A 20,453-nucleotide genomic window follows, 5' to 3' on the forward strand; every position below is an offset into this window, starting at 1 on the left:
TGGCGTTCCGTGGAACAGCGTGGCGATAGGCGTTGGGGCGATCCGGCCAACGGGCCGGATCGAGGATGGGCATCCCTGCCCGTGAAGCGTTCCTCGAGGGACGGTGCTATTTGGTCAGGATCAGCTTGTCGTTGCGGGTCAGACGCAGGTGGTACTCGTTGCCCTGATGCTGGATCACCAGTTCACGCTCGCCCTGCAGCAGCGATTGGCTGGAAATGTGACGGGCCGGCGCCGTGGGCGTCTTGAGGCTCAGCAGGCGGAACGGGCGGGCCAGCGCTTCGGCGCCCTGAGCGAGTGGCAGTACCGTCATGGTCATCGGAATGCTCCGCGTGGGTGGGTGACCGTCAGATGATAATAATTCTCATTTGAGTGTCAACTCCCTGATTCAAGGCGAAGCTTGCCCGCCCTGCTGCGAAGCCCGTTCCTTGGCAAGCCGCGCCTCGAGCCGCTTGCGGCCCTTCTCGGCGTAAACGCGGCAGGCATTGGCGTCCTTCACCGGGTCAGGCTTCACGCCCGCGCCTCCCTGGGCCACGCGGCTGAGGAAATCACTCTGCTCGGGATGCGGCGTGATCAGGATGTCGCAAGGCAGCGCAGCGATCACGTCGATGCCGCGCTGGTAGTCCTCCACGCGATGGGGATGCGCCGCGTCATCGGTGAAGCGAAAGCCATCTGCGGCGACCGCACTCAGGCTGTCCGCATAGACGATGTTTTCACAGTGTCCCTGCTCGCACGATTTCCATGTCCACGTTGTGCTGCCGGGCGTATGGCCTGGCGTGTAATGCGCGGTGAGCACTACGTCGCCCACGCGTACCTCCCCGCCGTCGCTGACCGACGTGACATGGGGAACAGGCGAAAAGGGCGACGCCTCGCCGAATTGCGGATCATCCGGATCCTTGCCGCCCAGCATCAGCGCCTTCGCGCCCGCCTCGCTCGCCTCCACGCGCGCACCGCTGTCCCGGGCCAGCGCGGCGATGGCACCGGCATGATCGAAGTGCGCATGCGAGTTGAGGATCACCTTCACATCGGTGATGCGAAAACCCAGCGCCTTGATGTTGGCTTCGATCTGCGGCGCATTTTTTGGAAGCGTACCGTCGATCAGAACCAGACCCTGCGCTGAATCGATGAGGATCGCGCTAAGCCCGCGCATGCCGACGTAGTACGTATTGCCGTAGATGCGGAATGGCTTCTGGGGCTGTGTCCATTCCGGCTCATCGGCGCGCGCCGAGGCAAACGCCAGCAGAGTAAGACATGCGCAAAATGCGGTGCGTGCCAGTGACTTCATGCTCGTGGGTTCCTTGGGTTGGGTCACATCAACATGACGCCTCGGACCGGAGCATATGCGGCCACTTCAAGGCCTGACGGAGGCAGACTGTGGCAAAGCGCTGGCATAAAAACGTGCCGCGTCCTGTAGGAGCGCACCCTGTGCGCGACCGCAGCGTCCGATCGTTTTGGTGAGTTTGCAGGCTGCGGTCGCGCACAGGGGTGCGCTCCTGCAAATGAGGGAGCCGCTGCGTTTATGCCACCGCCCGCTCGATCCGCTTGAGCACATCGGCGTCCAGCTTCGCCACCACATCCAGCGCCGTCAGGTTTTGCTTGAGCTGCTCAAGCTTGCTCGCGCCCAGCATCACCGTGGATACATGCGGGTTCACCAGGCACCACGCCACGGCCAGCTGCGCCATCGACACGCCAAGATCAGCAGCAATCGGCACAAGGCGGCGCACCTTCTCAATCCGGTTACCACCCTGTTCGAGAATGGCTTCGCGCAGCCACTCGTAACCCGGCTGCGCGAGACGCCCGTCGGCGGGAACGCCATCGTTGTACTTGCCGCTCAGCAAACCGGAAGCCAGCGGCGACCAGATCGTGGTGCCCATGCCATAGGCGTCGTACAGCGACGCGTACTCCTGCTCCACTCGCTCGCGGTGCAACAGGTTGTACTGCGGTTGCTCCACCACCGGCGCAAACATGTAGTTCTCGCGCGCCACGCGATGCGCTTCGACAATGGCTTCGGCCGGCCATTCGCTGGTGCCCCAGTAAAGCACTTTGCCCTGCCGCACCAGCGTGTCCATCGCGGCCACCGTTTCCTCGATGGGCGTGTCCGGATCAGGTCGATGGCAGAAATACAGGTCGAGATGCTGGACACGCAGGCGCTGCAATGCCTGATGGCAGGCTTCGATCACATGCTTGCGCGACAGGCCACGCTGGGTCGGCAACGGGTTGTCCACTGCGCCGAAGAACACCTTGCTCGACACGCAGTAGCTGTCGCGCGGGAAACGCAGGTCCGCCAGCACGTCGCCCATCAAGGTCTCGGCGATGCCGTTGTTGTAGGTCTCCGCATTGTCGAAGAAGTTGACGCCATGGTCATGCGCCATCGCCAGCAGGTCGCGCGCCAGTGTGCGCCCCACTTGCGTGCCGAAGGTGACCCAGGCACCGAACGATAGCGCCGACAGCTTCAAACCGGATTTGCCAAGACGACGATATTGCATGGGTGCACTCCGGTGAAAAGGGGATGGACCAGCATGCCAAGAGCATGCACCCCGCGTCCATCGGCTTTGCCTATACATCGCGCCAACGGACGGTGGAATAGGCTTCAGCGTCTTCGACGCATGCATCCTCCCTCCCCAGGAGTTAAAGCGATGTCCCACATGCAGGGTTGGGCGGTCCAGCAGGCTGGCAAGCCGCTGGAATTGAAGACTTTCGATCTCGGCCCACTCGGTGCCGAGGAAGTGGAAGTGGCCGTGGACTATTGCGGCATCTGCCACTCGGACCTATCGATGATCGACAACGATTGGGGCATGTCGAGCTTCCCGTTCGTGCCCGGGCACGAAGTGATAGGCCGCGTTACGGCAATCGGCGATCAGGCCAAAGGGCTGAAGGTAGGACAGCGTGTGGGTATTGGCTGGACCGCGGCAAGTTGCATGCATTGCCTCCAGTGCATGTCGGGCCACCAGAACCTGTGCGCGACCTCGGTCGCGACCATCGGCGGCCACCATGGCGGGTTCGCGGACAAAGTGCGTGCGCACTGGGCATGGGCCATTCCCCTGCCCGAGGGCATCGATCTGGCCAGCGCCGGCCCGTTGCTATGCGGCGGTGTCACCGTGCTCAAGCCTTTCCTCGCCTACGACATCAGTCCCAGCGCACGCGTGGGCGTGGTGGGTATCGGTGGCCTGGGCCACATGGCGGTGAAGTTCGCGAAAGCATGGGGCTGCGAGGTCACCGCTTTCACCTCCACCGCTGCCAAGGCGGACGAGGCGCGCAGCTTCGGCGCTCACCATGTCGTAGCCAGCCGCGATGCCAAGGCCATCACCGCGATAGCCGGCTCACTCGACCTGCTGCTGATAACCGTCAACGTACCGATGGACTGGGGCGCACTGCTCGGCACACTCGCGCCGCGCGGCCGCATGCATGTTGTCGGAGTGGTGCCAGAACCGATTCCCGTGCCGGCCTTCACACTGATCGGCGGCGAACGGGAAGTTTCGGGCTCACCCAGCGGATCGCCGGTGGACATTGCCACCATGCTCGATTTCGCCGCGCGGCACGACATCCGCCCCCAGGTGGAAATGTTCCCGATGGACCAGGTCAACCAGGCACTGAAGCACCTGGCCGATGGCAAGGCGCGCTATCGCCTCGTGCTGGAAGCGATGCGCACTTAAAGGTCTGCGCATCGCTCAGCCGGGTTAACCTTCAGGGCAGCAAATGGACGTCCATCCGCTTGTCGATGCCATCGTCTGCATCCGGTCGCGACAGCGTCTTGCGGAGCTTTTCGCTGGTTCCCCATGCTTTCAGCGCTGCGATCACCGCATCGTCTTGCGAGTCCTTTCGCATGTAGATATCCAGATGCCGGTAGTCCTCGCACCCGGTATCGCAATGGAAACTGGAGAACCCAAGCGCTTCGATCTGGCCATACTCGTTGAGGATCACGGCAGCCGCACTGCCAGCGCAGTCGCGCGTGGGGCAAGCCGAGAACAGGTAGCGCTTGTCCGTCAGCACCACCACGCTGTCCGCCGCCCCCCCCAGGCCGGCAAGCGCCTGTGAACTCAAGGAACCATTGGACTTGAAGTAGCTGGCCTTCTCGCCGCCCGTGAAATGACCCAGCGCCTGCACGAATCCGGATGCGCGCACCAGCACGGTGGCATTGGGACAGGTCGATGGGTCGATCATCCTGCATGGCCTCGGCGACACATCCGCCGCCAACACCGCCAACGTCACGCTCCATGCGAGCGCAACCAAACATGCCAACTGAAGAAGCTTGCGCATGACACCCCCCCTGAGATTGTCAAACCCCTTTGAACAACAACCAGCCAACAGCAACGCTATCGCCGTCAGGCGACCTCAACACTGGCATCGGCTATTGCGTCACCAGCATGGGGCCGTCGTGACTGCGCGGGCTGTACCAAACGCTCGCGCAATCGCAAGAACGGACGCTCCACCCCGTAGTGCAACAGCGCGCCCACCAGTAGCACCACCCCCGCGTACCCGGCAAAGGTCAGCACACCATGACCGTCCAGCCGGGTTCCCGCGATGGATTCCACCACATGAAACACTGCCTTGTGTGACAGGTACAGGCTGTACGAAACCAGTGCCAACCAACCCGCACCCGGCACCCGCAATCGCGCCAGCACACACCTTTCGCTGGAGCTAGCGCACACCACCAGGCCAAACCCGAACGACAGCAACGGATAGCCCAACAGGGTGGGGATGAAACCCGTCCGATCCTGAAACAACCAGACCGCCCCGCCCACCAACGCCAGCCCCGCCACCAGAATCCCCTGCGCATGCTCGGCCCAACGCGCCCACAGCCTCGGCCGGTGAATGCGGATAACCGCTAGCACCACGCCGGCCAGAAGACCGTCCAGACGCGACCATGTGGGGTAGTAAATGCCTTCCAGGAAGACCTTTCCATAGGAATTTTGGTCAATGTCCTTGACCGGCGCCATGGCGTGAAGCCAGACATACCCCCGCACCAGCAGGCCGAAAGCCACCACGGCCAGGCACACGGCCGCGAACTTCGCGAGCGAGGGCCGCCGCGCAAGCCACCACGCCAGCACGGGAAACAGCAGGTAGAAGTGCTCTTCCACGCACAGCGACCACACGTGCGAAAACGCGAGATTGTGATCCACGTCGATCAGCAGATTCACCGTGAAGGTGAGGAACTGCCACAGCGGCTGGATGCCGGAATACTCGCGTATGGACGGCCAAAGGAAATAGGAAGCCACCACCAGCAAATAAGCGGGCAGGATGCGAAAGGCTCGACGCAGGTAAAAATCGGCGAACGAGAACGCCCTTCCCTCCGCCAACGGCTTGAGTACCTGCGAACCGATCAGGAAGCCGCTGAGCACGAAGAACAGATCCACGCCCATCCAGCCATCTTTTTCGATGCCGCCGAAGTGGCCCCAGCCGTCGATGATGTAGGAATGGAAAATCATCACCCACACGATCGCGATCGCGCGCAGCAGATCCAGGCCCGGCATGCGGTTCATCGACTCCCCCTGTTTTCTTGTCATTCCATTGAATTCGAACGCGGCACTCGGGTTGAACCGCCATCCCAGCGAACGCCGGGATCTAGGGCCTTTTCATGGCACCGAAGACACTGGATCCCAGCTTTCGCTGGGATGACAGTCAAACGCTCATTCCGCTCTAGCCAATAAGCACTACAGCTTCAGCAGCAACTCCAGCACGATGGCTGCAAACACGCCGGCCACCACGTCATCCATCATCACGCCCACGCCGCCCTTGAGGCGCTGGTCCAGCCAGCCAATGGGCCAGGGCTTCCATACGTCGAACAGACGAAACAGCGCGAAGCCAATCACCACGCTCCACCATGGCGCCCAAAGTGCGGGGATCAGCGCAATCCACAGACCCACGAACTCGTCCCACACGATGCTGCGGTGATCGTCCACACCCACCGCGCGACCTGCGATGCCGCAGGCCCAGACACCAAGGACAAATGCCACCACCACGGCAAACACGTAGAGCTGCAGTGGCAGCGTGCGCAACAGCAGCCAGGGCAGCACGGCGGCCAGCGAACCGAATGTGCCTTGTGCCACCGGCGCCAGGCCGGAACCGAAGCCACACGCAAGCCAGCCAGCTGGCGTGGCGAGCAGCAGGCGGCGTTGCTCGGAAGTCAGTGTCTTCTTGTCGTTCATGCGAAATGGTCCCAGCCGCGATGCGTTGCTTCCAGCCATTGTCCATGCTGGTCCCGAATGCGAACTCCGTAACCCTCGATCATGCGGCCGATGCGCGTAGCGCCACAGCCCAGGCGCGCGAGATCGCTCTGCACTTCGGCCACCAGTGACGATGGCACGGTGAAGCACAACTCATAGTCGTCGCCGCCGCCCAATGCAAGATCGCGTGCGGCGGCGTCATCAAACGCACCCAGCAGCATGGACGAGCGCGGCAGCATCGGCGCCTCGATCTCCGCGCCCAGCCCGCTCGCTTCGCAAATATGTCCAAGATCGGCCAGCAGCCCATCGGAAACGTCGATGCAGGCTGTGGCTCGCTCGCGCAGCGCGAGGCCTGCCGACAACCGCGGTGTGGGCCGGTTGAGGCGTTCGATGAGATAGGCGGCGCGCCCATCGCCCTCATCGACGCGCGCACCACGCTGCAAAAGCCGCAGGCCACCCGCGGCATCGCCGAGCGTGCCCGTCACCAGCACCACGTCGCCAGCGCGCGCACCGGTGCGGGTAAGCGCCTTGCCGGGCGGCACGAAGCCGTGAACGGCCACGCTCACGGTGAGCGCGCCGCGCGTGGTATCGCCACCGATCAGCGCCAACCGGTGTGGCTGCGCGAGCTGGGCGAAACCATCGGCAAAGCCATCGATGAATTGCTGTATCTGTTCGTCCGGCTGCTGCGGCAACGTAAGCGCCAGCAATGCCCATGCGGGGCTCGCACCCATCGCGGCCAGGTCGGAGAGATTGACCGCCAGCGACTTCCAGCCGATATCGGCAGGATCGGTGCCATGAGGAAAATGCACGCCCTCGACCATGGTGTCGACGGCGATGGCAATCTCCTGCCCTGCAGGCGGCGCGACCAGCGCCGCGTCATCGCCGATGCCAAGCCGCACGTCTTCGCGACCTTGCACAGTGCGTTCACGAATGCGGTCGATCAGGCGAAATTCCATGGCTTGCGACCTGTGTGAATCGGAAATGTCGCTGCCGATGCTACCGGCTGAAGACGATCGTGGGGCTGCCGTGGTAAGTGGTTTCCTGCCAGCGCTTGAAGCCGGCCTTCTCGGCCACGCGGATCGAGGGCAGGTTTTCCGGGTCGATGATGCAGACGGCGCGCAACGTCGGCTGGTGCTGTGCTGCCCATGCCATCACGGCCGCAACGGCCTCGCTCGCATAGCCCTTGCCATGGACCTGTGGCGCCAGTACCCAGCCAAACTCCAGCATGCCTTCGAGCGATGGCTCTAGGTCGCGCTTGAAATCCGCAAACCCGATATCACCGACGTAGCGGCCGGTGGCTTTCTCTTCCACCGCCCAGTAACCGTAGCCGAGCAGGCTCCACAGGCCGACGTACTGCAGCAAGCGCTTCCACACTTCCTCGGCGGTGAATGGCCGGCCACCAATGTGGCGCGTGACGTCAGGATCGGACCATATCGCGGTGCACTGCGCATGATCTCCCGCGTGGTGCGCACGCAATCGCAGCCGATCGGTCTCGATCAGCGGCACCCGGCCTTCAATCCACTGCCCCCCGGCAGTCATCAGCCGCGTTTCTCGGTGGCGCGAAGCGCGCCGGCCAGCTTGTCCAGCACGCCGTTGACGTAGCTGTGGCCGTGGTCAGCGCCGAAGCGCTTGGTGACCTCGATGGCCTCGTTGATGATCACGCGGTAAGGCACATCCGGGCGGTACTTCAGCTCATACGCGGCCAGGCGCAGCGCCGCGCGCTCGATCGGGTCGATCTGGCTGACTTCGCGATCTACGTACGGCTTGAGGCTTTCGTCGATGGCATCGACATGGCGCTCCACACCGTGCAGCAGATCCTCGAAGTATTCGAGGTCGGCCACTTCCATGTCCTGCTCGTGGCGGAACTGGTCGATCACGGCGTTCATGTGGCTGCCGCTGATCTGCCACGCGTACAGCGCCTGCAGCGCGCGGCGACGGGCACGCGAGCGTGCGGCCAGATCGATGCCTTCGGGACGCTGGCTCATCACAGCTTTCCGTACAGGTTGACCATTTCGAGCGCGGCCAGCGCGGCATCGGCACCCTTGTTGCCAGCCTTGGTGCCCGAACGCTCGATGGCCTGCTCGATGTTGTCGGTAGTCAGCACGCCGAACGCCACCGGCACGCCGGAGGCATAGGCCGCCTGGGCCAGACCCTTGGCGCACTCGCCAGCCACGAAGTCGAAATGCGGGGTGGAACCGCGAATCACCGCGCCCAGCGCGATCACTGCGGCGTACTTGCCCGAGTTGGCGACCTTGTGGGCAGCCAGCGCGATTTCCCAGGCCCCCGGCACGCGGATCAGCTCGATGGAGTCGTCCTTCACGCCATGGCGTACCAATACGTCGCGCGCGCCGGCCACCAGGGGCTCGACGACAAAACCGTTGAAACGGCCGGCGACGATGGCAAAACGGCCTTTGGGCGTGGCGAAATCGCCTTCGATGATCTTCATGGTTAAGCGTTTCCTGAGGGCTGAGGCCCTTACGGGGCCAACTATTTTACGGGATTTGGGGCAACGTGCCCGGATCAGGCCGGGAAACCGCTCCGGAAAGGTGCGGATGCCCGCGGAAATGCAGGCTGGCCTGCCCCGCGGCCACGCGCAGCCGGGCTGGCACGCCGAACGGCAGGGTGAACTTGTCCGGCTCGTGGCCGAACGGCAAGCCGCGTACCACCGGGATGTGTGCCACGCGGCTGATCTGGTCGAACGCGGCGGCCATGTCGTAACCGTTGTCGTAGCTATGTGGGCGGCAGTTGGTGAAATGCCCCAGCACCAGCGCGCGCTGGCGATCCAGCACGCCGGAGAGGTGCAACTGGTACAGCAACCGCTCGATGCGGAACGGTGGCTCACCCACGTCTTCCACAAACAGGATGCCGCCGTCGATCTTCGGGAAATACGGCGTGCCGATCAGACTGCACAGCACGGCAAGGTTGCCGCCCCACAACGGGCCTTCGACATCCAGTTCCGTCTGCGTGGGCGTGGCCCAGCTCGCCGTGGCTTCCGGCTCGCCAACGGCACGCCAGAAGTGCTCCCACATCAACCCATTGAGTTCCGGTGCGCCAAAGTCCGGTCCCAGCATCGGGCCGCCGAAGGTGGTCAGCCCACTCTTCACATGGAGCGCCATCTGGATGGCCGTGAAATCGCTGTGCCCAACCAGCAGCGTTGACGTGTCGGCCAACCGCTCGCGCAGCGCACCGTAGTGGATGTGTTCCAGCAATCGCGTAGCACCGTAGCCGCCACGTACCGCCAATACGACGTCCGGTAAGGAAGGATGGATGGCCAGGCGGTTGAGATCGGCCACGCGCTCCGCATCGCTGCCCGCGTAACGCTGTTCGACGCGATCGAGCGCGTCCAGCCCGTCGACGACGCAGCCCGCAGCCTGCAGGCGCGCGACACCGCGCGTCATGGCGTCCCGGTCGTGCGGATAACCGGATGGGGCGATCAGGCGGACGGTCGTTGGGGTCATGGCGTTGTCTGTTGGTGGTCGTATCGGAAATATGCCGATAGAAACATGGCACCCATGGGGCTAAATGCGGTCATCTCCCTCACCGTCATGCCCGTGAAGCGCTCTTCAACAGCCTAATGGCTGGTCAAGCCGGGATGACGATGAGGGGCATTCGACCTTTCGTCAAACGTACTCCACCACCTCGAGACCAAAGCCGCCAAGGCCCACCATCTTGCGCGGCGTGCCCAGCACGCGCAGCTGGCGGATGCCCAGATCCGCGAGGATCTGCGCGCCCAGACCCAACTGGCGCCACTCCTGCTGCTGTGCTTCTTCTGGCGCTTGCACCGACGGCTGGCGATTGAGTCGACGCAGCAGCGCATCGGCAGTGTCTTCGCCCGAGAGCACCAGCAGCGCGCCACGCCCCTCATCGGCAATGCGGCGCAGCGCCGATGTCACGGTGAGTCCGAGATCATCACGCTGCAGGTGCAGCACGTCGGACAGCGTGTTGCGCACATGCACGCGCGTGAGTACCGGGGCACCGTCGTTTACCGTGCCGCGCACCAGCGCGAAATGCAGCCCGTGCCGGATCACGTCGCGGTAAGCCACCAGGCGGAACGGGCCGAATTCAGTCTGCACCTCCTCCTCGTAGACGCGCTGCACCGTCTTCTCGGTTTCCAGGCGATAGCGGATCAGGTCGGCAATGCTGCCGATCTTCAGGCCGTGCTTCTTCGCGAATATCTCCAGCTCGGGGCGGCGTGCCATCGAGCCGTCTTCATGCAGGATCTCGATCAGCACCGCCGAAGGTTCAAGCCCCGCTAGCGCGGCCAGATCGCATCCCGCTTCGGTGTGGCCGGCGCGCGTCAACACGCCACCTGGCTGTGCGGTGAGCGGGAAGATGTGGCCCGGCTGCGAGAGATCCTGCGGCTTCGCGTCAGACTTCACCGCCACCTGGATGGTGCGCGCGCGATCGTGCGCGGAAATGCCGGTGGTAACGCCCTCGGCCGCCTCGATCGAGACGGTGAAGTTGGTCTGGTACGGCGAGGTGTTGTCGACCACCATGGGCTTGAGGCCCAGCTGGCGCGTGCGCTGCTCGGTCAGCGTGAGGCAGACCAGGCCGCGCGCTTCGCGCACCATGAAATTGATGTCCTCCGGCCGCACCATCTGCGCGGCCATGATGAGGTCGCCTTCGTTCTCGCGGTCCTCGTCATCGAGGATCACGACCATGCGGCCGGCGCGGATGTCTTCGAGGATTTCGGGAATGGTGTTGAAGCTCATGGTCAGGATTCCGTGTCGTTGATCCTTCTCCCGTCGGGAGAAGGTGCCCGGAGGGCGGATGAGGGCTCGTGCGGAGCGGCACCTGGAAGGTTGCGCAAGCCCCGCACCCTCTCCCCATCCCTCTCCCGGAGGAAGAGGGCGTTTCAGGCAAAGCCATGCTGTTTGAGGAACGCCTCATCGAGCTTCGGCGCGTCGCCACTGGCGATCAGCCGCTCGATGTAGCGAGCCACCACGTCCACTTCGATGTTCACCGCGTCTCCTGCACGGCGTGCATGGAATGCTGTGTGTTCCACTGTATGGGGGATAAGGTTTACCCCGAAGCGATGGCCGTTCACCTCGTTGACGGTGAGGCTGGTGCCGTCGATGCAAATCGAGCCCTTCGCGGCGATATAGCGCGACAGCGCGGCCGGCACCTCAAACACCCAGCGCAGCGAACGGCCATCCGGCGTCATCGAGACGACCTTGCCCACGCCGTCGACATGGCCGGACACCAAATGGCCGCCCAAACGATCCGCAAGACGCAGCGCCTTTTCGAGATTCACCGGGTCGCCCGCTTTGAGCTTGCCCAGCGTGGTAAGCGAAAGCGTTTCATTGGACACGTCCGCACTGAAACCGCGCGGGTCCAGCGTGACGGCGGTGAGGCACACGCCCGACACGGCGATGCTGTCGCCCAGTTGCACATCGGCAAGATCGAGGTCGGCCGTATCCACATGCAGGCGCACGTCGCCGCCGCGTGGTTCAAGCCGCGCAATGCGACCCACGCTCTGGATGATCCCGGTAAACATCAGCGCACCTCCGGCACGGAGGCGGCAAAAGATTGGTAACGATGCTTGGACATGAAACGTTTCCCGCGTTGAAAAACATGCGAAAAACGCCCCAAGGCGTCTGGCAGACACACGCCTGCGAAGGCGCGCACCATACCGTCTTCTCTCATCCGGACTTTCTGGAAACCATCGCTGGTATCCAACCGTCGGCTCCGGCATTGGACCGGATCTGCTGACCTTCCGATGACACCGGAAGCGCTCGCGGGCTTATCCCCGAAGGGCCTACCGCCGGTGGGGAATCGCACCCCGCCCTGAAGACGTCGTTGTGGTTTTGCCGGCGAACCGGCGGGGGGAGTTTACCACCTTCCCTGGCCGGGACTCCGGCGGGATCGTGCGTGAAGGAGAACGATGTGTCCCGGCGGTCGCGCACGGGGGGCGCGACGGTCCCCTCACAACCCCATCGGGTGCCCGGACGCCCGCCGATAGTCCCGCAACACCTGATCCATCACCCAGCTCGTGCGGGCGCCGGATTCCGCGGTCGACGGACACGCGCCCTGCTGCCCGGTCAGCTCGGCCACGATGGTCTCGATCAGTGGCTGCTGGATATGTCGCGGGTTTTCCACATGGTGTTCATGCATGCCATCGGCATTCTCCACGCGGATCGGACCGTCGCCGAAAGTGGCGAACGCGATGCGACCCTTGTCGCCGATCACTTCGATCTGGTCGTGATGCCTGTAGCTGTCGAAGTTCCACAGCCCTGTGCCGAGCACACCGTTGCCGAAGGCGAACGACATCGCGACGGTGTCTTCCACCGGATAGGCGCCAAGCTGGTTGCTCGCGCGGCCGCTGACGGAAGCGATGGGGCCGAACAGCCAGTCGAGGATGTCCAGCGTGTGGCAACCGATATCCATGAACACGCCGCCACCTGAAATTTCGGGGCGCACATGCCACGGCAGGTTGTTGCTGTCGTGGTAGCGCGGATGGTGAGGCTCATGCAGCACCGCGTTGACGATGCGCGGCGTGCCGATGACCTGTTGATCGAAGATCAGCTCGCGCACCTTGAGAAAGCGCGGCAAGCGTCGGCGATAGTAGGCCACGAACACCGGCACATTCGCCTTGCGGCTCGCCTGGATAATCGCCTCACATTCGGCCGCATCCATCGCCATCGGCTTTTCCACGTACACCGGCTTGCCGGCGGCAATGCTCATCAGCGCGTACTGCTTGTGCGTCGAAGGCGGCGTGGCCACATAGACCGCATTGACCTCGGGGTCGGCGATCAGCGCCGCCGCATCGTCGTACCAGCGCGATAGGCCATGTCGCTGCGCATAGTCGCGGGCCTTGTCGCCATCGCGACGCATCACTGCCACCAGCGCGGAGTTGGGCGTTTTGCTGAAGCCCGGCCCGCTCTTCACTTCGGTGACATTGCCGCAACCGATGATGCCCCAGCGTATCGCTGCCGTCGTCATGTGGTCTTGAACTCCTTGACTAAGAACTGCTGGTGATAAGCGTGGAACACGTTCACTTCAGGATGCCGCGCGCGCTCGACCAGATGTGCGCGCATCGCTTCGCGCACGCGCGGCTCCAGCGAAGACAGGTAATCCAGCGTGTACTCGGTGTGATCGAGTACGCCAAAATGGCAAGTCGGCGCATGCTCGGTGGAGTGGAACCCGAGGTGGATGGTGATACGCCGGTCCTTGAGCACGCCGCCGTAACCGCGATGGACGGCGTAGTTGTTGTAGAACACGGCTTCGCCTGGCTGCACTACGATCTGACGTCCTTCGCTCAGTTCGGGCCCGTCCACCGGTGCCATCTTTTCAGTGTTGCCGAAGACAGCGCGCTCCTGCGCATTGAGCTGGCGACGATGACTGCCCGGCACGATCCACAGGCAACTGTCGACCGTGAGCGGCATGTTCATTTGCACATAGTTGTAGTGGTAGCCATCGCTGAACCAGTTCGGGTCGATCTGGTCATCGGGCACCTGCAGCACGTCGCGGTGCCAACCCTGCCGGTAATCGATGCCTGCCTCGCCGTAGAACAGCGAAGCGCCATCGATCACGATGCCTTCGCCCAGCAAGTCGCGGCACACGGATAGGATGTCGGCGTTGCAAATGATGTCCTGGATGCCGCGGATCGCCTTGCCGGGCTGCAGGAACTGCAGGTTGCTCATGCGCTCCGCGTCACCGCGCGCACGGCGTGCTTCGTCGACGGCCGCGATGTAACGAGCCACTGCGGCATCGTCGAGAATCTTGCGTACCAGATAACCCTGTTCGCGGAATGAGGCACGCTCCGCCTCGGTCAACATGGTCGGCTGCGACTGCATCATGCCTTGTACCTTTGCTGTGGATTCGGAAAAAGCACCGAGCTCACACGTCGGAACGCAAGAGCAGGCGCATGTCATCGCCGATCACCCGGCGATCGATCGTCCGCAGTTTCCATCGTGCCGCCATGTCTGCCAATGGAGGGAGACACAATAGCGGGCGTGCGGTGTCACCAAGCAACAACGGTGCGACGTAGATCAACAATTCGTCGACAAGGCCGTCCGCGAACAGCGCGCCGCACAACGTTGGGCCGGCCTCCACATGCACCTCGCTGATATGGCGTTGCGCGAGTTCCTTCAGCACGGCGTGCACGTCGAGTCCACCGCCCTGCCCAGCTGCCACCGCCAACTCGACAGCCTGGAAACGCGCGTCGACCGGCTTGGCGGTTGCATCGTGCAGAACAAGCGTCGGAGCGGCGCCGTCCAGCACATGGCTGTCTGCAGGTGTGCGCAGGCGACTGTCCAGCAACACGCGCCATGGTGGCGTGAACGCCTCGTCATCCGGCAGGCGTACCGTCAGGCGCGGGTTGTCCGCCAGCACGGTGCCCGAACCGGTGAGGATGGCCGAGCTACGCGCACGCCAACGCTGCACATCAGCACGCGCGGCCTCGCCCGTAATCCATTTCGAGTCGCCATTGGAAAGCGCGGTACGGCCATCCAGACTCATCGCGAGTTTCACGCGCAACCAGGGACGCCCGCGCTCGATGCGGCTCAAGAAACCGATATTGAGTTCGCGCGCCTGCTCGCGCATCAAACCCGTTTCGACCGTGATACCTGCATCGCGCAGCTTGCCAATACCGCGGCCGGCAACCTGTGGAAAGGGATCCTCCACGGCGATCACCACGCGCGCTATGCCAGCGTCGATCAATGCTTCCGCACATGGTGGCGTGCGGCCGTGATGCGCGCAGGGTTCCAGCGTCACATAGGCGGTGGCGCCACGTGCTTGCTGGCCGGCTTCGCGCAATGCGAACACTTCGGCATGCGGTTCGCCAGCGCGCTGGTGATATCCCGTGCCGACCATCTGCTCGCCATGCGCGATCACGCAACCGACGCGTGGATTGGGTTGGGTGGTGAACAGGCCGCGCTCAGCGAGGCGCAAGGCGTGCGCCATGTGCAAATGATCGAGGGCGGTAAAAGCGGCGGTCATGGATAGGCTGTTTCGCAGTGCTGTTGCGTCAGTCTATGCGAAGTGGCGCCTTTTACTTCCTCTCCCCTCCGGGGAGAGGACTGAGGTGAGGGGCCGGTGCTCGCGGAAGCGTTTCAGCAGAAGCCGGCTTTGACCTAGCCATCAGGCAAGATTGACCCCTCACCCTACCCTCTCCCAAAGGGGAGAGGGGAAAAGCGTCAGGACTTCTTCCTTCGCGCCACACTCTCGCCGAGCAGGGAAAGCTGCAACGCCTCCAGCTCCGGCAAATCGCGCTCCAGCTTCTCGATTTCCTCGCGGAACGCCTGCACGTCCTCGAACTTGCGGTAGACCGAAGCGAACCGCACGTAAGCGACTTGATCGAGCTTCTTCAGCTCACGCATCACCAGCTCACCGACCTGGCGCGAAGGCACTTCGCGCTCGCCGGAGCGGCGCAGGTCGTTGGTGATTTCGCGCACCGCCGAATCCACCGAGTGGGTCGGTACGGGGCGCTTCTGCAAGGCGCGATCGAAACTAACCCGCAGCTTGTGCTCATCGAACGGCTCGCGACGCTCGCCGCTTTTGACGATGGTCGGCAGCTTCAGCTCCGCTGTCTCGAACGTGTTGAAGCGCTCGCCGCACTTCGGACACTCACGACGACGGCGCACGGTGGCGCCATCTTCGGCGAGACGTGAGTCGATCACGCGGGTGTCTTCGTGTTGGCAGAAGGGGCAATGCATGGGTCAGAAGCGAATAGCCAAGAACGAGAAACGAGGGTCGTTGCCGTTACTCATATCTCACTCCTCTCCATTCGTCTCTCAGCTCAGCCGTAGACCGGATACTTGTGGCACTGCGCCGTGACCTTCTCGCGCACCTTGGCAATGACTGCCTCGTCGGCCGGTGCATCCAGCACGTCGCAGATCCAGTTCGTCAGCTCGACCACGTCCGCTTCCTGGTAGCCGCGCGTGGTGATCGCCGGCGTACCCACGCGCAGGCCGGAGGTAACGAAGGGCTTGCGCGGGTCGTTCGGCACGGCATTCTTGTTGACCGTGATGTGTGCCTTGCCCAGCGCTTCTTCCGCGTCCTTGCCGGTGATGTCGCGGCCGATCATGTCCACCAGCATCAGGTGGTTCTCGGTGCCGCCCGAAACGATCTTGTAGCCGCGCTCGATAAAGGTCTTGGCCATGGCCTTGGCGTTCTTCACCACCTGGGCCTGATAGGTCTTGAACGAAGGCTCCAGCGCTTCCTTGAACGCGACCGCCTTGGCGGCGATCACGTGCATCAGCGGACCGCCCTGGATACCCGGGAACACGATCGACTGCAGCTTCTTCTCGATCTCTTCGCCTGCGTCCTTGGCGACGATGATGCCGCCACGCGGGCCGCGCAGCGTCTTGTGCGTGGTGGAGGTGACCACGTGCGCATGCGGCAGCGGGCTGGGATACACGCCCGCGGCAATCAGGCCGGCGACGTGTGCCATGTCAACGAACAGATAGGCACCGACCTTGTCGGCGATGGCGCGGAAGCGCGCCCAGTCCATGATCTGCGAGTAGGCGCTGAAGCCGGCCACGATCATCTTCGGCTTGTGCTCGACGGCGAGGCGCTCGACCTCGTCATAGTCGACCAGGCCCTTTTCGTTGACGCCGTACTGCACGGCATTGAACAGCTTGCCGGAAATGTTGACCTTGGCGCCGTGGGTGAGATGGCCGCCATGAGCGAGGCTCATGCCAAGAATGGTGTCACCTGGCTGCAGCAGCGCGAGATACACGGCCTGGTTGGCCTGCGAGCCCGAATGCGGCTGCACATTGGCATACGTGGCACCGAACAGCTGCTTGAGGCGCTCGATGGCGAGGCGCTCGGCCACGTCTACGTATTCGCAGCCGCCGTAATAGCGCTTGCCCGGGTAACCCTCGGCGTACTTGTTGGTCAGCACGCTGCCCTGCGCTTCCATCACGCGCGGGCTGGCGTAGTTCTCCGAAGCAATCAGTTCGACGTGATCTTCCTGGCGACGCGCTTCGTCAGCCATCGCCTGCGCCAGCTCATTGTCATAACCGGCGATCGTCTCGTGCTTCGGGAACATCCTGACCTCGTGGGGGGTGGTTGCAGGGTTAGAGCCTTAAATTGTAGCCGTCGCGTGTTAAGGGGGCCACCGTCGTGCACTTGCACCACGATTGCGTACAGCGTACCGTACGACGCACGCAACCAAACCTTGCACGGACTTCCTCATGCCGACTACCCTTTTGCACGCCCCTGCGCGCCACCTGCCGTCTGTACGTCTGTTCCGCTGGCTCGTCCCTGTCCTGTTCCTGCTGGCCCCGCTGGCATGGGCCGCCCCGACCGTCAACGGCGTCGGCATCGCGCCCATCCGCATCCCCGACCCGGTCAACGGCGGCCAGACCGAGGGCTATGTGTTCTATCCCTCCTCCCAGCCCACCACCGGCACCACGGCGATGGGTCCTTATGACGTCGCCGCCGAGCCCGGCGCTCCGGCCATTCCCGGCGCCAAGCCATTGGTAGTGATTTCGCACGGCAACGGCGGCAGCAACCTGGGGCACCATGACCTGGCGACGTATCTTGCCGCCCATGGTTTCGTAGTCGCCACGCTCAACCATCTTGGCGACTATTTCCGCGACACCAGCGGCGTAGGCCATATCGAGGTGCTCGCGGGACGACCGATCCAGGTGAAGTCAGCCATCACCACGCTGCTGAGCGATCCACGCTGGAAGTCGCTGATCGATCCAAGTCGTATCGGCGTGGCGGGCTTCTCCGCGGGCGGCTATACCTCGCTGATGCTGGCCGGCGCCAAACCACGCTTCGTTCGCTTCATCGCCTTCTGCGAACGCTATCCGCACGACAAGGATGTTTGCGGCAACGCGCCCGAGTTCCGCGCCAACGCGGCGAAACAGGGCAAGACGCTTGAGCAGGTGCTCGACGAAATGCAAGGCCAGTTGGGCCGCTACGGCGACACCGCGGATCCGCGCGTGAAGGCGGCCTTCGCGATGGCGCCACTCAGCCTGATCTTCGACGAGCACGGCTTCGACAACGTGCATATTCCCGTGTACCTGTACTACGGCGAGAACGACCACGTACTACCGCCCGAGGCCAACGCCAAGCACATCGAGCCGCTGGTCCCGACGCTGGCAAGCGTGAAGGAAATCCCGAAGGCCGATCACTGGGTCTTCCTGCCGCCCTGCTCGCCCGCATTGGCAAAGGAGATTCCGGCCATGTGCAGCGATCCGTCGGGCGTGGACCGCGCCAAGGTGCATGCGCAGGTCAATGCGGATGCGCTGGCTTTCTTCCGCAAGACACTCGACTTACAGGACCACTGACTGTGCCCAAGGCCCTGAGCGACGCCGAGACCGAAGCCTTCCGTGAGCGCATCTGCCAGGCAGCGGCGCGGGTCTATGTGGAGGAAGGTCCCGGCGCCGTCACCATGCGCCGCATCGCCGCCGACATCGGTTGCGGCACCATGACGCCGTATCGGTACTTCGCCAACAAGGAAGAGATCATCACCGCCGTGCGCACGCGTGGCTTCCATCGCTTCTCCGAGGCGCTGGAAGGTGCGCTCGACTCACCGGGTGACGGGCGAGTGCGCAGCCGCGCGGTGCGCGATGCCTATATCGCGTTTGCGCGGGAAAATACGGCGACCTATCGGTTGATGTTCGAATACCCAGAAACGCGGCGCGACGATCCCGCTTACCGGGCGGCACACGAACGCATGTGGCGCACGGTCGCCGCGCATGTCGACGTGTTGATCGCCGAGGGCGCGGTGGAAGCAGATGCAGCCATCCTCGGCCACCAGATCTGGGCCGCGCTGCATGGCGCAGTGATGCTGGAGATCGCAGGGTTGCTGCCGGAAGGCTATGACGCTGCATCGCTGCACACGCGCACGGCGGGGACGTTGTTTGATGCAGCCAAACCACAGCGAAGCAAAGCTTCCTCTCCCTTCCGGGGAGAGGATTGAGGTGAGGGGTGGGTGCTCGCGGGAAGGCTTCAAAAGAGCCCGTTTTGATCCAGCCTCTTCGCAAGATTGGCCCCTCACCCTACCCCCTCCCCAAAGGAGAGAGGGAAAAGGAAAGGCGGCACATGGCAACCCTTCTGCACGCATGCAACATAGCGAGCTTCCACCCCGAGGAGCTCCCTTTCATGAAGTACCGTTCTCTCGGCCAGCACGGCCCCAAGGTTTCCGCCCTCGGCCTCGGCTGCATGGGCATGTCGGGCATGTATGGCGCTGCCGATCGTGGTGAAGCCATCGCCACCGTCCACGCCGCGCTCGATGCCGGTGTCACCCTGCTCGATACCGGCGACTTCTACGGCATGGGCCACAACGAAATGCTGATCGGCGAAGCGCTGGTCGGTCGTCCGCGCGACAGCTACCAACTCAGCGTGAAGTTCGGCGCCCAGCGCGGACCCGGTGGCGACTGGCTGGGCTACGACGCCCGCCCCGCGGCCGTCAAAACGGCGCTGGCCTATACGCTGCAGCGCCTGCGTACCGACTACATCGACATCTACCGCCCTGCCCGCCTCGATCCCAATGTGCCCATCGAGGACACCGTTGGCGCCATTGCCGACCTGGTGAAAGCGGGCTACGTGCGGCACCTGGGTTTATCCGAGGTGAGCGCGGATACCATCCGTCGCGCCAACGCCGTGCTGCCGGTGGCGGACCTGCAGATCGAGTACTCGCTGATTTCCCGCGGCATCGAGCAGGCCATCCTGCCCATCTGCCGCGAGCTGGGCATCGGCATCACCGCTTATGGCGTGCTGTCGCGCGGATTGATCAGCGGCCACTGGTCCAAGGATCGGGGCACCGACGCCCGCGACTTCCGCACGCACAGCCCGCGCTTCCAGGGTGACAACCTGGCGCACAACCTGAGTCTGGTCGATACGCTGCGCCAGCTTGCCGAGACGCGCGACGTCAGCGTGGCGCAGGTGGCCATCGCCTGGGTGCTAGCGCGCGGCGAGGACATCGTGTTGCTGGTCGGTGCTCGCACCCGCGAACGCCTGAACGAGGCGCTGGGCGCGATGGACGTGACGTTGTCCGGCGACGATCTCGCCACTCTTGAGCACGCCTTCCCACCTGGCGCCGCCGCCGGCGAGCGGTACAACACCCACGGCATGGCCTCGCTGGACAGTGAGCGCTAGTCAGTGCCGAGGTTCCCCGGCCCTTTGTTGGAAGGCTCGCCCCACGCGAAAAGCGTACGGGGTGGTGCTGTCCAGACTTAGCGGTTGCACACAAGGCGGGCGCCAGAAAGGGCACAGGCCGTTCGGGACGCCGTCACCGGGACGCCCCCACTAGCCGCTATAATGGGTGGTTAAACCCACTAGAAGATCGCACCGCCTGCCTTGTTGGCCGGCGTCGTGCACGCCGCCGGAGGCTCC

At 63.7% G+C, this 20,453-nt stretch carries 22 protein-coding genes and 1 riboswitch; of the genes, 4 read left to right on the plus strand and 18 right to left on the minus strand.

Features of this window, described 5'->3' with window-relative positions; translation table 11 throughout:
- Nucleotides 1-106 precede the first annotated feature (106 nt).
- From hemP to AC3CBN_RS00670, 3 genes are all read right to left on the minus strand, one after another.
- On the minus strand, nt 107-316 hold the full coding sequence (gene hemP / locus AC3CBN_RS00660) for a hemin uptake protein HemP (protein ID WP_488634907.1): 210 nt from the start codon (nt 314-316) through the stop codon (nt 107-109).
- Nucleotides 317-385: 69 nt separating this feature from the next.
- A complete protein-coding gene (bla, locus tag AC3CBN_RS00665; RefSeq protein ID WP_488634908.1) occupies nt 386-1,282 on the minus strand; it encodes a subclass B3 metallo-beta-lactamase in 897 nt (298 codons plus the stop codon).
- Between the two features lie 232 nt (nt 1,283-1,514).
- Entirely contained in the window at nt 1,515-2,483 is a 969-nt protein-coding gene (locus AC3CBN_RS00670) for a potassium channel beta subunit family protein (protein ID WP_488634909.1), read from the minus strand.
- A gap of 150 nt (nt 2,484-2,633) precedes the next feature.
- On the opposite strand from AC3CBN_RS00670, the gene ahr reads away from it, so the two are divergent.
- Nucleotides 2,634-3,650, plus strand: a complete 1,017-nt coding sequence (gene ahr, locus AC3CBN_RS00675; RefSeq protein WP_488634910.1) for an NADPH-dependent aldehyde reductase Ahr — start codon at nt 2,634-2,636, stop codon at nt 3,648-3,650.
- Nucleotides 3,651-3,681: 31 nt separating this feature from the next.
- Here ahr and AC3CBN_RS00680 read toward each other — a convergent pair whose 3' ends face one another.
- The 15 genes from AC3CBN_RS00680 to glyA all read right to left on the minus strand — a co-directional run bounded on the left by AC3CBN_RS00680 (nt 3,682) and on the right by glyA (nt 17,154).
- On the minus strand, nt 3,682-4,254 hold the full coding sequence (locus tag AC3CBN_RS00680) for a hypothetical protein (protein ID WP_488634911.1): 573 nt from the start codon (nt 4,252-4,254) through the stop codon (nt 3,682-3,684).
- A gap of 65 nt (nt 4,255-4,319) precedes the next feature.
- Nucleotides 4,320-5,477, minus strand: a complete 1,158-nt coding sequence (locus AC3CBN_RS00685) for an acyltransferase family protein (protein WP_488634912.1) — start codon at nt 5,475-5,477, stop codon at nt 4,320-4,322.
- A 171-nt stretch (nt 5,478-5,648) separates the two neighbouring features.
- Complete coding sequence (locus AC3CBN_RS00690; RefSeq protein WP_488634913.1) at nt 5,649-6,143, minus strand: phosphatidylglycerophosphatase A family protein; 495 nt, start codon at nt 6,141-6,143, stop codon at nt 5,649-5,651.
- Nucleotides 6,140-7,117, minus strand: a complete 978-nt coding sequence (thiL, locus tag AC3CBN_RS00695) for a thiamine-phosphate kinase (protein WP_488634914.1) — start codon at nt 7,115-7,117, stop codon at nt 6,140-6,142. The genes AC3CBN_RS00690 and thiL overlap by 4 nt, the downstream gene beginning before the upstream one ends.
- Before the next feature lie 40 nt (nt 7,118-7,157).
- On the minus strand, nt 7,158-7,700 hold the full coding sequence (locus AC3CBN_RS00700) for a GNAT family N-acetyltransferase (RefSeq protein WP_488634915.1): 543 nt from the start codon (nt 7,698-7,700) through the stop codon (nt 7,158-7,160).
- Complete coding sequence (nusB, locus tag AC3CBN_RS00705) at nt 7,700-8,146, minus strand: transcription antitermination factor NusB (RefSeq protein WP_488634916.1); 447 nt, start codon at nt 8,144-8,146, stop codon at nt 7,700-7,702. Before nusB ends, AC3CBN_RS00700 begins: the two co-directional genes overlap by 1 nt.
- Nucleotides 8,146-8,607, minus strand: a complete 462-nt coding sequence (ribH, locus tag AC3CBN_RS00710) for a 6,7-dimethyl-8-ribityllumazine synthase (RefSeq protein WP_488634917.1) — start codon at nt 8,605-8,607, stop codon at nt 8,146-8,148. The genes nusB and ribH overlap by 1 nt, the downstream gene beginning before the upstream one ends.
- A 46-nt stretch (nt 8,608-8,653) precedes the next feature.
- Nucleotides 8,654-9,619 carry a muramoyltetrapeptide carboxypeptidase gene (ldcA, locus tag AC3CBN_RS00715; RefSeq protein WP_488634918.1) on the minus strand — a complete coding sequence of 322 codons (966 nt, stop codon included), beginning with the start codon at nt 9,617-9,619 and terminating at the stop codon, nt 8,654-8,656.
- 162 nt (nt 9,620-9,781) lie between these two features.
- A complete protein-coding gene (ribBA, locus tag AC3CBN_RS00720; protein WP_488634919.1) occupies nt 9,782-10,873 on the minus strand; it encodes a bifunctional 3,4-dihydroxy-2-butanone-4-phosphate synthase/GTP cyclohydrolase II in 1,092 nt (363 codons plus the stop codon).
- Between the two features lie 143 nt (nt 10,874-11,016).
- On the minus strand, nt 11,017-11,658 hold the full coding sequence (locus AC3CBN_RS00725) for a riboflavin synthase (RefSeq protein ID WP_488634920.1): 642 nt from the start codon (nt 11,656-11,658) through the stop codon (nt 11,017-11,019).
- Between the two features lie 133 nt (nt 11,659-11,791).
- A riboswitch (FMN riboswitch) is annotated at nt 11,792-11,960 on the minus strand.
- Between the two features lie 126 nt (nt 11,961-12,086).
- Nucleotides 12,087-13,103, minus strand: a complete 1,017-nt coding sequence (locus AC3CBN_RS00730) for a Gfo/Idh/MocA family protein (RefSeq protein ID WP_488634921.1) — start codon at nt 13,101-13,103, stop codon at nt 12,087-12,089.
- A complete protein-coding gene (locus tag AC3CBN_RS00735) occupies nt 13,100-13,960 on the minus strand; it encodes a phytanoyl-CoA dioxygenase family protein (protein ID WP_488634922.1) in 861 nt (286 codons plus the stop codon). The genes AC3CBN_RS00730 and AC3CBN_RS00735 overlap by 4 nt, the downstream gene beginning before the upstream one ends.
- 40 nt (nt 13,961-14,000) lie before the next feature.
- Nucleotides 14,001-15,101: a bifunctional diaminohydroxyphosphoribosylaminopyrimidine deaminase/5-amino-6-(5-phosphoribosylamino)uracil reductase RibD gene (ribD, locus tag AC3CBN_RS00740; RefSeq protein WP_488634923.1), complete on the minus strand. Its 1,101-nt coding sequence runs from the start codon at nt 15,099-15,101 to the stop codon at nt 14,001-14,003.
- 197 nt (nt 15,102-15,298) lie between these two features.
- Entirely contained in the window at nt 15,299-15,817 is a 519-nt protein-coding gene (nrdR, locus tag AC3CBN_RS00745; RefSeq protein WP_488634924.1) for a transcriptional regulator NrdR, read from the minus strand.
- Between the two features lie 83 nt (nt 15,818-15,900).
- Nucleotides 15,901-17,154 carry a serine hydroxymethyltransferase gene (gene glyA / locus AC3CBN_RS00750; protein ID WP_488634925.1) on the minus strand — a complete coding sequence of 418 codons (1,254 nt, stop codon included), beginning with the start codon at nt 17,152-17,154 and terminating at the stop codon, nt 15,901-15,903.
- 145 nt (nt 17,155-17,299) lie between these two features.
- Here glyA and AC3CBN_RS00755 point away from each other — a divergent pair, with 145 nt between their 5' ends.
- The 3 genes from AC3CBN_RS00755 (at nt 17,300) to AC3CBN_RS00765 (ending at nt 20,216) form a co-directional block, all read left to right on the plus strand.
- On the plus strand, nt 17,300-18,403 hold the full coding sequence (locus tag AC3CBN_RS00755; protein WP_488634926.1) for an alpha/beta hydrolase family protein: 1,104 nt from the start codon (nt 17,300-17,302) through the stop codon (nt 18,401-18,403).
- Between the two features lie 2 nt (nt 18,404-18,405).
- The gene (locus AC3CBN_RS00760; protein ID WP_488634927.1) at nt 18,406-19,038 is read left to right on the plus strand and encodes a TetR/AcrR family transcriptional regulator; all 633 of its coding nucleotides are present in this window, start codon (nt 18,406-18,408) and stop codon (nt 19,036-19,038) included.
- Between the two features lie 182 nt (nt 19,039-19,220).
- Complete coding sequence (locus tag AC3CBN_RS00765; protein WP_488634928.1) at nt 19,221-20,216, plus strand: aldo/keto reductase; 996 nt, start codon at nt 19,221-19,223, stop codon at nt 20,214-20,216.
- Nucleotides 20,217-20,453 lie beyond the last annotated feature (237 nt).

This window comes from Dyella sp. OK584, from assembly GCF_057787755.1.

What these genes read in the sequence shown, in the direction of transcription:
- hemP (WP_488634907.1), bottom strand. Translation starts at nt 316, where the DNA reads ATGACCATGACGGTACTGCCACTCGCTCAGGGCGCCGAAGCGCTGGCC.
- bla (WP_488634908.1), bottom strand. Translation starts at nt 1,282, where the DNA reads ATGAAGTCACTGGCACGCACCGCATTTTGCGCATGTCTTACTCTGCTG.
- AC3CBN_RS00670 (WP_488634909.1), bottom strand. Translation starts at nt 2,483, where the DNA reads ATGCAATATCGTCGTCTTGGCAAATCCGGTTTGAAGCTGTCGGCGCTA.
- ahr (WP_488634910.1), top strand. Translation starts at nt 2,634, where the DNA reads ATGTCCCACATGCAGGGTTGGGCGGTCCAGCAGGCTGGCAAGCCGCTG.
- AC3CBN_RS00680 (WP_488634911.1), bottom strand. Translation starts at nt 4,254, where the DNA reads ATGCGCAAGCTTCTTCAGTTGGCATGTTTGGTTGCGCTCGCATGGAGC.
- AC3CBN_RS00685 (WP_488634912.1), bottom strand. Translation starts at nt 5,477, where the DNA reads ATGAACCGCATGCCGGGCCTGGATCTGCTGCGCGCGATCGCGATCGTG.
- AC3CBN_RS00690 (WP_488634913.1), bottom strand. Translation starts at nt 6,143, where the DNA reads ATGAACGACAAGAAGACACTGACTTCCGAGCAACGCCGCCTGCTGCTC.
- thiL (WP_488634914.1), bottom strand. Translation starts at nt 7,117, where the DNA reads ATGGAATTTCGCCTGATCGACCGCATTCGTGAACGCACTGTGCAAGGT.
- AC3CBN_RS00700 (WP_488634915.1), bottom strand. Translation starts at nt 7,700, where the DNA reads ATGACTGCCGGGGGGCAGTGGATTGAAGGCCGGGTGCCGCTGATCGAG.
- nusB (WP_488634916.1), bottom strand. Translation starts at nt 8,146, where the DNA reads ATGAGCCAGCGTCCCGAAGGCATCGATCTGGCCGCACGCTCGCGTGCC.
- ribH (WP_488634917.1), bottom strand. Translation starts at nt 8,607, where the DNA reads ATGAAGATCATCGAAGGCGATTTCGCCACGCCCAAAGGCCGTTTTGCC.
- ldcA (WP_488634918.1), bottom strand. Translation starts at nt 9,619, where the DNA reads ATGACCCCAACGACCGTCCGCCTGATCGCCCCATCCGGTTATCCGCAC.
- ribBA (WP_488634919.1), bottom strand. Translation starts at nt 10,873, where the DNA reads ATGAGCTTCAACACCATTCCCGAAATCCTCGAAGACATCCGCGCCGGC.
- AC3CBN_RS00725 (WP_488634920.1), bottom strand. Translation starts at nt 11,658, where the DNA reads ATGTTTACCGGGATCATCCAGAGCGTGGGTCGCATTGCGCGGCTTGAA.
- AC3CBN_RS00730 (WP_488634921.1), bottom strand. Translation starts at nt 13,103, where the DNA reads ATGACGACGGCAGCGATACGCTGGGGCATCATCGGTTGCGGCAATGTC.
- AC3CBN_RS00735 (WP_488634922.1), bottom strand. Translation starts at nt 13,960, where the DNA reads ATGATGCAGTCGCAGCCGACCATGTTGACCGAGGCGGAGCGTGCCTCA.
- ribD (WP_488634923.1), bottom strand. Translation starts at nt 15,101, where the DNA reads ATGACCGCCGCTTTTACCGCCCTCGATCATTTGCACATGGCGCACGCC.
- nrdR (WP_488634924.1), bottom strand. Translation starts at nt 15,817, where the DNA reads ATGCATTGCCCCTTCTGCCAACACGAAGACACCCGCGTGATCGACTCA.
- glyA (WP_488634925.1), bottom strand. Translation starts at nt 17,154, where the DNA reads ATGTTCCCGAAGCACGAGACGATCGCCGGTTATGACAATGAGCTGGCG.
- AC3CBN_RS00755 (WP_488634926.1), top strand. Translation starts at nt 17,300, where the DNA reads ATGCCGACTACCCTTTTGCACGCCCCTGCGCGCCACCTGCCGTCTGTA.
- AC3CBN_RS00765 (WP_488634928.1), top strand. Translation starts at nt 19,221, where the DNA reads ATGAAGTACCGTTCTCTCGGCCAGCACGGCCCCAAGGTTTCCGCCCTC.